We start from the raw sequence: 11,524 nt of genomic DNA on the forward strand, positions 1-11,524 counted from the left end.
AGGTCGCTACAGTAGAAACCGCCCACGGGTGGGGAATTTCAGTGAGCACACCTGGGGAACTTTCTTGAGCCTCGTCATCGAGGTGACGTGCTCCAATAATGGCGTACCAAGAGCGCGGCGGGATGCCCCACTCACACGCAAACGTCCGCGAGGTCGGCTAATTCGGTGGTGACATGTGCCGATACCGCTTCGTGTGCCGCGCGGTTGGCCGCGGTCAAGGTGCTGCGGGTGCCATGGCGACTTTCGGTGAGCTTGCCCAGGGCTGACATTCGTGACCACCGCAGGTGAGCTTCGGCTGCGATCAATATGTCACTGTGACGATTTTGCACGTCCGAGCATCGCACTGGCCCCTATGTTTGACAACGTCGTCGGTTCAGCGCAACCCAACATCGCCGTTGATAATCGTCCTGGGACGTCAGGTAGTGACGACGATCTTCTTGCCTCCGTGTTGGCCGGCGGCGTCGAAGCGGCGGTGCGCTTCGACGATGTCGTCCAGACCGAACACGGTGTCGATGACAGGTCGGAAGCCGCCCTGCTGAACGCCTGCGTCGAGGAAAGCGGACATGCGTCCCGTCACCGCCGGATCGAGAAGGTAGTCGAAGCCGCGATAGTTGACGATGGTGACTGACACGTCATCTGGTTCGGGTGTCGGCCGCGGGTCAAGGAACCCGACAGCGATCAGGCGTCCTCCTGGACGCGTTGCTTTCAGGAGAGCCTGCTGGCCTGGCCCCCGAACCACGTCGAGGGTGATGTCTGCACCCGTGCCGTCGGTGAGGCGCTGCACCGCGGCAGGCACGTTCTCGCGGTCCGTTGCGACCACCGCGGCTGCGCCCGCCTCGAGCAGATCGTCAGTTTTCGTCACATCCCGAGTGATGGCGATCGGTACCGCGCATAGTCGAGACGCGACCTGAATTGCTGCTCGCCCAACGCTTCCCGACGCTCCGGCGATGAGCACGCGGTCGTTCGGCTGGATGTTCGCTGCCTCGACGAGAGCTCCGTATGCGGTGGAGTAGCCCACCCAGATTGCTGCGGCCTCGACGACGTCGAGTTCCGCCGGTCGGGCAACCACCCAACTCGCCGGAATAGTGGTGAAGTCGGCGTAGCTGCCGCGGACTATCGAGTCCGGGATCGCAGTGATGATGACCGGGTCGCCGACCCGAAACCCGGACACTTCCCGGCCGGTCGCGTCGATGACACCGGTGCCCTCGATGCCGAGGCGTACGTGCGGGAGCGGAACAGGTGCTGGTGATGAACCCGACCGCATCATCGCGTCCAGCGGATTGACTGCGAACGCCTCGATCCGCACGCGGACCTCGTCGCCCGCGGGTTCGGGGACGGGGGTGTGTACGTGGTGCAGTACCTCGGGTCCGCCGAATTGATCGAATTCGACTGCTCGTGGCATGGCTGACTCCTTACGAATTCTGGTGCTGCGTTGTTGTGCACCCGTCTTCACGCTAAGAGCGCCGCGGTTACCTGGAGGTACCTTGGATTCGTGCAGACCACGCCCGGCCACGCGTTCCTGTCTGATTGCCCCACCCGTCTGGCGATCGAGGTGATCTCCAGCAAGTGGGCGGTGCTCGTGCTGTTCGGACTCAGCAAAGAACCTCGACGGCACGGTGAACTTGTCGACCTCATCGGCGGTATCTCACGCAAGGTGCTTACTCAAACTCTGCGTCGGCTCCAGGAGTTTGGTCTCGTCGAGCGAAGTGTCGACGGTGCACGGCAAGTGGAGTACAGCCTCACGGATCTGGGGCAGACCCTCATAGAGCCGATCGAGGTCCTCACGACCTGGGCGCGGGACCACGGCGAGGAAATCGTCGAGTTCCAAGCCGGCACCATGAATACCGGCCAGTAGATCCCACCGCTGGGCATGGCCTCATTGGCTACTGGTGCAACGAGGTGGTCCTACCTAATTGAGTATCTCGCCACGGCGGTCGCGGATCGCGCCGAGGCGTTCCCGCCACTTCTGCATCTCGGCGTCGCTCAGTCGCGTCCACCGGTCATCTCTCGGACCACCCGCAGCGGCTCGGCGCTGCGGAACGACCCATCCTGCAGCGCGGTGAAGTAGATGTGGTTCATGGTCACATCGGGCCGGTAATTCGACCGATGGCCCGCGGTCAGAAGGTCGTCGGGTTCGAGCTTGGCGCGCGTTCCGTGATAAAACGGTCCGTCGTCGAATGGTATCTGCACGGTGTCCAGCATGACTGTGCCGAGCAATCCTGCCTAGTGTTGAGCAGAAGAGCACGCCAGCAGTGTGAACAAGCCGGTGTCGAGCGTTCGTGGTTTCCGGTGTCATAGGCTGAGTGCATGAATTCGCCTGCCTTTTATGCCGAAGTGCGGGCCTTGCGACTCGAGCGAGTGCTCGATGTGTCAGTGGAGATCATCTCCGAGGCGGGCTGGGATGGCCTGAGCATGAGCGAGGTCGCGAGGCGTTCCGGGATACCCAGGCAGACCGTGTACAAGGATGTGGGATCCAGGGCCGCGTTGGGTCGCGCGGTGGTGGACCGCGAACTTGCCCGCTTCATGGAGCTGGTGCGGGCGGGTCTCGCAGCACATCCGGACTCAATGGAGGACGGACTCGCGGCCGCGGTTCGAGGGGTGTTGGAGCACGCTCGAGGGAGCACGATCCTCGCAGCTGTTCTGCGCCCAGGACACGACCCCGGGCTCCTCTCGCTGGTGACGGTGCACCCCGACGCCGTGCTGGGGCAGGCGACCGATGCCCTCGCATCGCTGCTTGGGGAAGGTGTCCCCCTGGCGCTGGTTGATTCCGTGGTCAGACTGACGCTGAGTCATTTGCTCCAACCGACGGTGAGCGTCGACGACGCTGTGGACCGCATCATGTGTGCGGCTCGCGGGTTCGCCTAGAGCCGACCCGTCGGAGAAGACACGAGGCCGGCGCCAGGCACATCGCTGCGCCTAACGCCCGCCCGGCGCGGTCGGGACGCTCTAGAGGTCGAGGACCAGCTTCGACGAGAGCGAGCGGGACACACAGGTTATGACGGTGTCTCCGCGCTCGCGTTCTGCGCGCGACAAGATGGAGTCGCGGTGGTCGGGGGTGCCGTCGAGAACGTCGGCCTCGCAGGTACCGCAGATCCCTTCCATGCACGATCCGATGACGTCGACTCCGGCCTTCTCGACGGCGTCGAAAATGGTTGTGCCCTCGCACACCTTGACCGTCAAACCTGTGCGCGCACACTCGACCTCGAACGAGTTCAGCGCATCCTCTGGTGCGTCGACCTGCTTGGCAAGGAACCGCTCCATGTGCAGAGCTCCGTCAGGCCACGATGCACACTTTTCCTCGACAGCATCGAGGAGTGCGGTCGGACCGCAGCAGTAGACGAGGGTGTCCTCGCGTGGCGTGCCGAGGACCGAGTCGAGGTCGAATCGCCCACGCTGGTCCTTGGGCCAGATCGTCACCCGCTCGTCGCCCTCGAGTTCGTCGAGGAATGCCATCGTCTTCCGTGACCGGCCGACGTAGACGAGGTTCCAGTCGGCGCCTTCGGCCCGAGCCGCGTCGATCATGGCGCGCATCGGGGTGATGCCGATGCCTCCGGCGATGAACTGGTACCGCGGCGAGGAGACAAGCGGGAAGTGATTGGCAGGGCCTCGGACCTGCAGTGAGACTCCCTCGTGAAGCTCGTCGTGGACGTGCGCCGAGCCGCCGCGCCCGGCCTCTTCGCGGAGAACCGCGACCTTCCACGACGACTCATCGGCGACGTCGCCGCACAGTGAGTAATGCCTGCTCAGTTCAGGAGTCAGGAGTAGCTCGACGTGTGCGCCGGGCTTCCACGCGGGCAGCGGCTCGCCCGACGGAGCGGTGAAGGTGATCTCGACGACTCCGTCGGCCGCGACTCGACGCTGCGCGACCTGCAGTTCGAGCGGCGCTTCAGTGGGGACCCGGCCGTCCCGATTCGACTCCGAAGGCGTTGTCGGCGCCGGAGCGGTCTCGCCGCTCTGCCGACGCTGTTGCGCGGCGATGTGGGCCGCGCGGTAGGGACCTGGCTCGCGGCGCTTCCCGCCGACCGGGGTCAGAGTCACCATCATCGAGCTGTAGCCGCGCACGAAGTTGGATTGCACTCGCTCGGGCTCGGCAAGGACCTCGATGTCGTCGAAGCGGGCCAGCAGTTCTTCCCACAGGATTCGCAACTGGAGCTCCGCCAGCCGGCTGCCCATGCAACGGTGCGTCCCGATCCCGAATGCCAAGTGATGGCGCGCATTCCGTCGATCGATGATGAAACTGTCCGGGTCGTCGAACGTGCGCTCGTCCCGGTTCGCCGAGGCGTACCACATCACGACCTTGTCGCCCTTGCGGATGAACTGGCCGTTCAACACGGTGTCCTTGGTAGCGATCCGGCGCATGTACGCCAACGGCGTCTGCCACCGCAGGGTCTCGTGCACCAGCTTCGGTATCAAGCCATGATCGGCGCGAAGACGGTCGAACTGGTCCGGGAACTGGTTGAGGGCAAGTACGCCGCCAGTCATGGAATTTCGCGTGGTGTCATTGCCGCCCACCACGAGCAGGACGAGGTTGCCCAGAAACTCCATCGGGCGGTTGATGAGGTCTTTGGTGTCCTCGGACATCTGCATGAGGGTTATCAGGTCATAGCCAGGCTTCTCCCCTGCGGCAAGGCGCGCGGCTTTGTCATGCCACAGTGCGCTGAAGCTGCGAGCCATCTCGGCGGCGCCGCGGTAGATCTCGTCGGTGTTGTTGGCGCCGCCGGTGGCTGACGAGCTGGTAGCCACCAGATCGGTCCACTTCACCAACTGACGACGCTCCTCGTAGGGAAAGTCCAGCAGCGTGGCCAGCATCCGCGAAGTCAGTTCGACGCTGACGCGATCGACCCAGTCGAATGGCTCCCCCACGGGCAGTCCGTCCAGGACCTCTTGGACCCGGGAACGGATCAGGCCCTCCATCTCCTCAAGATTCTGGGGAGCGACAACACCTTGAACTGCCCCGCGGTGCTGATCGTGGCGCGGAGGGTTCATCGCGATGAACATCTCGATGTCGAGGCCCTCTGGCGGATCACCGATAACGATCTGAGGTTCGGCCGAAAAGGTCTCGAAGTCCTTGTCGACCGTCATGATGTCGTCGTATCGGGTCACCGACCAGTATGGACCGAACGGGCTGTCGGCCCGAAAGTGGACCGGTGCCTCGTCGCGGAGTCGCTTGAAGTAGGGCTGCCACTGGCCTTGGCGCCACAGGAACGGGTTGGCGACGTCGATCTCGGTGAGGTCCAGATCCCGCACGTCAGGGATATCGGACTCCACGAAACGTGGCTGGGAATCGCCTACAACCAGCCTCTTAGCACGCTGCGCCAGGTGTAGGCCCTGAATCTGGCGCTCCATCGGCACCACTGCCTGAGTTTTCTGGATGACTCGGTCGAGGACGCGCATAACGACAACCGCCTTCGTGGGATCGACTTGTGTCTGTGGTTACACAACTCAACCACAAGTCTCCAGCGATGACAATATTCATAGTTTTGTCGCGGGTGACTGTGTGCAGTGGAAGTTCGACCGGCAATGAGCCGGAATCGGCGGAGTTCCGTGGTGATCGCAGTCCGCCGGCTGGTCGGTAGCCGTTATCGTCGAACTGTGTTCGACGACTCTGTGCAGCACTCATTGATGATCGAACTCGCGATGTTTGTCGAGCGGTCTGCCGAGGTCGCGTGGCGTGCGTTGACTGTTCCAGATCTGATCGCCCAGTGGCTCTCGCACCGTCGCGTGCACGGTGTTTCTGCAGACCCGAGATCACCGTTCGCTCGGGCCGAAATCGGTTGCGGCTGAGCAGACTTGCCAGCCGCAACCGATCGGCAGTCTTACTTGAAGGTGTCCTTGATGTTCTCGCCGACCTTCTTGACGCCTGCGGTCCCCTGGTCCTTCTTGCCCTCAGCCTTGAGGTCGGAGTTGTCGGTCGCGTCTCCGACAGCCTCTTTGACCTTGCCGACTGCGTCTTCTGCGGCGTTCTTGGCCTTGTCGACAAAACCCATGTGTTTCTCGCTTTCCTCTCATGCGCCCGAAACTGACTCGGACGGTTCCAATTTCATGCATGACGTCCTCATCGGACTGGACGACATGCAAGGGTGTTACATCTGGAGTAGTCGTAGTCGATCGCGAAAACTGCACGCACACGTGTCATGACGTGTGTCACATTGTGTCGCTGGATCCAATGAAGTTGAAACGCGCGGATCGCGCACGGCGTGATTCTGCCTGTGGGACTTGCTATTTGGGCTGGTGCCGACTACGCCGCACTTAACGTCGTTCGGTCTATCAGTTCTCACTCCGCGTGGTCGCACGCAGCGAGAGCGGCCAGCACGGCCCGTGTTCGTGTATCGCGTCGCTCCCGCAAGGCCTCGTAGGTCTGCTCGCCAGCACCGTAGGTGTCCTCGACCTGTTCGATGAGAGTCTCCATCGATGCCGGATCTGTTGCCGGAGCGTGGTATTCGATCCCACCCGTCGTGGCGCCAACACCGGAGATCAAGTGCCGAATGCCTCCCGGTCCACCACCTAACACATTGCTCTCGAACAGTCCGATCGTCGCCCAACGTAATCCGAGTGAGTTCTGAAGGATGGCGTCAAGATCGGCTGGGCTTACAACGCCTTGCTGCACCAGGTAACGAGCTTCGCGTGAGATCACGCCCTGCAGCCGATTGGCGACAAACCCCGCGATCTCCTTGCCGATCACGACAGGAGTCCGGCCCAGTGAACGGTAGACGTCTACCGCTCTCGTCACCGCCGACGCCGATGTCTCCGGAGAAGGAACGACCTCCACCAACGGCATGAGATCTGGTGGATTGAACGGATGCCCGACGAGAACTCTCGATCCGTCGATGCCGTCGGCGATGATGGCACTCGCGGTGATCGATGAACTCGACGTCGCTATCAACACTGACGAGGCGGTGTCGGCGACGAGCTCGCCGATGGTGTTCCGTTTGACGTCGAGTCGTTCGGGACCGTTTTCTTGAACGAATGTTGCACCTCGAACACAGTCCTCCAGTGAGGTCGTCACCCTGACGCCGGCGTCGGGCCCGAACGTCGACCGCACGACGTCGGCGACGTCGGGACGAACATCGAATACTCTGACGTCCCAACCATGTTCTAGCGCGAGGCGTGCCCAGGCGAGGCCGATCACTCCGACGCCGATGATCGCGACCGTTTCCGGCGCGGGTCGATCTACGTGCTGATTCTTGGTCATCTCATCGACCCCCAAATTCCGGTGAAGATCATGTCTCCTGTCAGCGTCCTACGGCCCCGAGAACTTCGGCGGTGCTGGCACCGTACTGTTCCGGTAGTCGCCTGATGTCGGTTGGTGTCCTGGAGTACTCCAACGGGTTGCGCACCATGCGAACTCGACCCTCGGTCGGGTGGTCGACCTCACCGATCAGGTGTACTTCGCGGACGTAGTCGTCGTTGGGTAGGTCGGCGATGTCGGTGACCAGTCCGAACGGAATGTCGTGGGCATTCAGGTATTCCTCCCACTCCGCGGTGGTCTTGGTTGTCGAGTGCTCGAGTACCTCTTCCCACCCTGAATTGAAGACGTCGCGGTCGATCGCAACGGTGTCCCATACGGGGTCGGCTGCGCGCTCGTGGCGGCCGGCGCCGATGAGCAGTTGGCGGATCGCGGCGTTGGTATAGGCGACAGCGGCGATCGCCCCGCCGTCACGCGTGCGCATTGCGCGGTGAATCTGGCTCAGGCTGAGGGGATTTCCCACGTCGCCTGCTGGCGGAACGAACATCTCGCCGCCGAGGTGCTCGACGGCATTGACGGCGATCATCGTATCTGCCATGGCAATTCGGAGGTACTGGCCCTGTCCGGTGCGCACCTGATCGACCACGGCACCCAGGACGCCGATGGCGAGATAGAGTGCGACGGTCTTGTCGGCGATGAACGTCGGCAGGAACTGCAGACTCCCGTTGGCTCGCTCCTGCATGTTGACGATTCCGCTCACTGCCTGGATCACCTCGTCATACGCAGGCCGATCCGCAGCGCTCGATGTTTCGTTGAAACCCTGTGCGTGCGCGTAGATCAGGTGTGGAAAGCGATCTTTCAGACTGTCGTAGTCGATGCCGAGCTTCGTCAGTGCGCGACCCCGCATATTGGTGACCAAGACGTCGGCATCCGCCAGCAGGTCCAGCAGCGAATCAACGCCGTCGGGTGCCTTGAGGTTGAGTGTGACGCTGCGCTTGTTGCGATTGAGCTGCATGTAGAGCGCGGCCATTCCCGGATTGCGCTCCACGTTGGCCGGCGAGATCCGGGCGTTGTCTCCTGGTGATTCGATTCTGACGACGTCGGCGCCCATGTCGCCCAAGATCTGGGTCGCCATCGGCCCCAGAACCACCTTGGACAAATCGACAATTCGGACACCGGCTAGTGGTCCAGCTGCTTCGCCGTCGATATTCAGTGGAAATGCGTTGTCGCCCATAATGTCTCCCGACTTTCGTAGTTGACCTGTACTCGACTGTATGTGGTTCGGGATGCTAAAGGAATGACCATGTTTATCGACTCGGTATGATCGCAGCGATAACACCAATGGAGGTCGCAGTGGAGATTCGACATCTTCGGTACTTCGTGGCAGTCGCCCGCGAGTTGAGTTTCACGAAGGCTGCGCAGTCCTTGCACATGTCGACGCCGCCGCTGAGTCAGCGAATCAGATCGATGGAGTCCGAACTCGGTGTCAAGCTCTTCGACCGCTCTACTCATCACACCGCCCTGACTGCGTCCGGACGCGAGTTGCTCCCGCTCGCAGAGCAATTGGTCACCGAATTCGACACCCTGTCCGCACGGGTCAACCAACCGTCGCCAGGACTCGACGTACGCCTGACGGTTCCCGATGTCCTCTCACGTGCACAGCGCCGTTGTGTGTCCCGAGTGATCGACGATCTGTCAGATCTGTTCACCATTCGCTTGCGTCAAAGTCCCTCGGTGGCAATGGAAGTCGAGCTGATCGACGCCACAACCGATCTCGCTCTCTGTCACATGCCGACGAATCACCCTCAGTTGGTCGATCGGTTGCTGTGGTCCAGCGAACTCGACGTGGTGGTCGATGCCCGCCGCTTTTCCGGACGGGTCGACGTCACCGCCGCCGAACTGCGCGACCTCAGCTTCTTACGCGGTCCACGCCATTGGGACCTGCGTTCCAATCAGCACTTCTCCGAACTGCGACAACGCGGCATCCAGATCGAGCCCAATGTTCGCTACAGCGACGTCAGCGGAATGCTGCTGTTACTACGGCACGCCCCGTTGTTCGCACTCATTCCGCGTGACTCGGAGGTCCGCACGGTTATCGAATCCGAGGAGATCTTGCTTCTCCCCATCAGCGATCTGTCGATGAAGATCACCACAAGCTGCATCCGCCGGTCGGGTGACGTCCATCTGGACCCCCTGATCGACGCACTCGTCGCCTCGTTGGATCCGTGAGGCACGCGAGTCGTCGTCGCTGGTGACGGCTGTCGCCGCACCTCATCTGTGTCTATTCACCTTCGGCGGTGCAGAAGGTAAATCGCGACAGATGAGGTGCGGGGCCGGGCAGCCGTCACGGCACCCGCGATATCCGGTCGGCCTCGATCGTGACGATGATGCGGGTCTGCTCCTGCCCGCCGTACCAGGCGTATGGCTTGCCGGTGTATTTGTGCGCCAACTCGTTGATCGAGTCGACGCCTCCGTCGGTGGTCATCTCGACTACCCGACCGCGAATTTGAGTGAACAGCGGCGGATTCGCGGGATCAGAGACCGCCACCGCGACTCGCGGATCCCTTTCAAAGTTGCGGGCCTTCTGCATGCCCGCGACGACGTTGATCACGACGTGCTTTCCATCGGTGTCGACCCAGGTCTGGGTCAACTGTGGTGATCCGTCTGGCATCACGGTTGCGACGTAGCACAGTGCGGGCGTGCGCAGTAGTTCGACGACGTCATCAGGTAAGTCCATGTGGAGCTCCCTCGATGTGGTTGACGCGGCTGGGCGTCGCGCATTGCCGACTGTACTGATCGCCGGCTGTCATGCCGGCATCACGTACGCGCCGTCGAGCCCCTTCACTTGCTGCCAGACCCTGTCGAAGGAGTCTGCATCGGCGACGGGTCGACGAACTGCGCCGAGCGCCCATGCCTGCTGTTCCGTTGTAGCCGTTGGCTTTCCATAGAGTGAGACGGCGTAGCCGGAGAAGTCGCGGATCTGGAAGTCGAAGATCCGGTTGAGTAGATCGTCGTCGAGCCCGGTGATCGCTGCCTGCTCCAAGATCAACTGCCCGTAGACGACGAGGGAGAACAGATGTCCGATGGTGAGGACGAAGTCGAGGTCCTTCTGCTGTTCTGCGCTCGGTGCGGCGGTCTGCAGCAAAGCTTGTAAGGCCTGTGCCTGCTCGTAGAACACGGCGACGTTCGGTACGTCGGTGCGGGCGGAGTACGGCGTCGTCCAGTCGGCGAAGCGCACCTTGCCCGCTCCCCCGACGGGTCCCTGTGCGAAGAAGAACGTGTCGTCAGAGGCGTCGAGGCGTGTTCCGATCTCTGGATACTCGACCGGCCCGAAGAGGTAGTTGGGCATGAATTTCAAGATCTGGCCGACGTTGACGTGGACGGTGCCCTCGAGCCGCGGCAGCCAACCGATGAATCGGTTGGCCTGGTGGAAGTAGGTGTTCTTCTCGTAGCCCTTGGCAGCGACGGCGTCGAGCAGCAGCGTCATCACCGTTTCGCCCTCCGAGGTGACCTTCGATTTCGTCACCGGGTTGAACAGCAGATATCGCCGATCGTCGAGGCTGGCCGACCGGAAGTAGTCGACGGCGCGGTTGCTGAACAACTTCATCGCACTGAGCCGCGCGAACGCGTCGACGAAGTTGCCCTGCACGTGGGAGAAGTCGGTGACGCGGTTGCCGTAGAGAATTCGGTTGTTCGTGTGGGTGATCGCCTCGTACAGCGAGTGCGTACACATCCCGACCGAGCCGTGGCACAGGTTGAACTTGCCGACGTTGACCGTGTTCAACGCAGCGGCGAAGGCTTCGGGTCCCGTGTGAAGGATGTCATCGGGACCGACCGGGTAGTTGTCGAGCTCGAAGGTCGACACGAACATCTGTCCATGCACGACGTTGTCGATGAGGTGATAGTTCTCGTGTCGACTGTCGACGGCGAAAAACACGTAGCCGTCGGGCCCCTCGACGTCGGCGCGACGACCGAACACCGAGACCATCCCGGCCACGTTGCCATTACCGATGTAGTACTTGGTGCCCGATGCGGTGAAGCCGCCTGCGTCGTCACTCGTCAGCACCATGTCGGTGCTGTACACATCGGCGCCGTGGGCGCGTTCAGACAAGCCGAAGGCCATCACTTCGCCGTCGAGAAGCTGCTGCGCTGAGTGAGATCCTCGGCTTCTACGGGTTGGCCTATTGGTATGCCGAACAGGTCACCATCCTCGGACTCGGCCCGATCTGGATGTCGAACAATGAGGTTGCGAAAACCAAAGCAGCGCAGCAGCTTCTCGACGGCGAAGTGATGGCCTTCGGCTTGTCTGAACGCGCCCACGGCGCCGATGTGTACAGC

The 11,524-nt window shown here is 62.1% G+C and carries 11 protein-coding genes and 1 pseudogene; 3 read left to right on the plus strand and 9 right to left on the minus strand.

From position 1 onward, the window contains the following. Positions 1-415 precede the first annotated feature (415 nt). Complete coding sequence (locus A5777_RS11295) at positions 416-1,402, minus strand: zinc-dependent alcohol dehydrogenase family protein (protein ID WP_064862726.1); 987 nt, start codon at positions 1,400-1,402, stop codon at positions 416-418. A 90-nt stretch (positions 1,403-1,492) separates the two neighbouring features. Between A5777_RS11295 and A5777_RS11300 the strand changes: the two genes are divergently transcribed. Continuing rightward, positions 1,493-1,855 (plus strand): winged helix-turn-helix transcriptional regulator, encoded by a 363-nt coding sequence (locus A5777_RS11300; protein WP_064862734.1) that lies wholly within the window; start codon positions 1,493-1,495, stop codon positions 1,853-1,855. A 128-nt stretch (positions 1,856-1,983) separates the two neighbouring features. Here A5777_RS11300 and A5777_RS11305 read toward each other — a convergent pair whose 3' ends face one another. Beyond that, the gene (locus A5777_RS11305; protein ID WP_331710589.1) at positions 1,984-2,190 is read right to left on the minus strand and encodes an NAD(+)--rifampin ADP-ribosyltransferase; all 207 of its coding nucleotides are present in this window, start codon (positions 2,188-2,190) and stop codon (positions 1,984-1,986) included. Positions 2,191-2,307: 117 nt separating this feature from the next. On the opposite strand from A5777_RS11305, the gene A5777_RS11310 reads away from it, so the two are divergent. Further along, positions 2,308-2,865 carry a TetR family transcriptional regulator gene (locus A5777_RS11310; protein ID WP_064862727.1) on the plus strand — a complete coding sequence of 186 codons (558 nt, stop codon included), beginning with the start codon at positions 2,308-2,310 and terminating at the stop codon, positions 2,863-2,865. An 81-nt stretch (positions 2,866-2,946) separates the two neighbouring features. Here A5777_RS11310 and A5777_RS11315 read toward each other — a convergent pair whose 3' ends face one another. The 4 genes from A5777_RS11315 to A5777_RS11335 form a co-directional block, all read right to left on the minus strand. Next, on the minus strand, positions 2,947-5,394 hold the full coding sequence (locus A5777_RS11315) for a cytochrome P450/oxidoreductase (RefSeq protein WP_064862728.1): 2,448 nt from the start codon (positions 5,392-5,394) through the stop codon (positions 2,947-2,949). Between the two features lie 422 nt (positions 5,395-5,816). After that, a complete protein-coding gene (locus A5777_RS11325) occupies positions 5,817-5,987 on the minus strand; it encodes a CsbD family protein (RefSeq protein ID WP_064862730.1) in 171 nt (56 codons plus the stop codon). Between the two features lie 287 nt (positions 5,988-6,274). Continuing rightward, positions 6,275-7,192, minus strand: coding sequence for a 3-hydroxyacyl-CoA dehydrogenase NAD-binding domain-containing protein (locus A5777_RS11330; RefSeq protein WP_064862731.1), 918 nt, complete (start codon positions 7,190-7,192; stop codon positions 6,275-6,277). A gap of 40 nt (positions 7,193-7,232) precedes the next feature. Beyond that, a complete protein-coding gene (locus A5777_RS11335; protein ID WP_064862732.1) occupies positions 7,233-8,420 on the minus strand; it encodes a CaiB/BaiF CoA transferase family protein in 1,188 nt (395 codons plus the stop codon). A gap of 86 nt (positions 8,421-8,506) precedes the next feature. Here A5777_RS11335 and A5777_RS11340 point away from each other — a divergent pair, with 86 nt between their 5' ends. Then, entirely contained in the window at positions 8,507-9,415 is a 909-nt protein-coding gene (locus A5777_RS11340) for a LysR family transcriptional regulator (RefSeq protein ID WP_082933636.1), read from the plus strand. Positions 9,416-9,530: 115 nt separating this feature from the next. Here A5777_RS11340 and A5777_RS11345 read toward each other — a convergent pair whose 3' ends face one another. The 3 genes and pseudogenes from A5777_RS11345 to A5777_RS25805 all read right to left on the minus strand — a co-directional run. Further along, positions 9,531-9,923, minus strand: a complete 393-nt coding sequence (locus A5777_RS11345) for a PPOX class F420-dependent oxidoreductase (RefSeq protein WP_064862733.1) — start codon at positions 9,921-9,923, stop codon at positions 9,531-9,533. A gap of 69 nt (positions 9,924-9,992) precedes the next feature. Next, positions 9,993-11,339: pseudogene (locus tag A5777_RS11350) on the minus strand (acyl-CoA dehydrogenase family protein); the annotation flags it as partial. Continuing rightward, positions 11,309-11,524, minus strand: a 216-nt coding sequence (locus A5777_RS25805) for a hypothetical protein (RefSeq protein ID WP_442903035.1), incomplete at its 5' end; no start/stop codon positions are given. The gene A5777_RS25805 and the pseudogene A5777_RS11350, both read right to left, overlap by 31 nt.

The sequence above is a fragment of the Gordonia sp. 852002-10350_SCH5691597 genome (assembly GCF_001665715.1).
Classification (GTDB): domain Bacteria; phylum Actinomycetota; class Actinomycetes; order Mycobacteriales; family Mycobacteriaceae; genus Gordonia; species Gordonia sputi.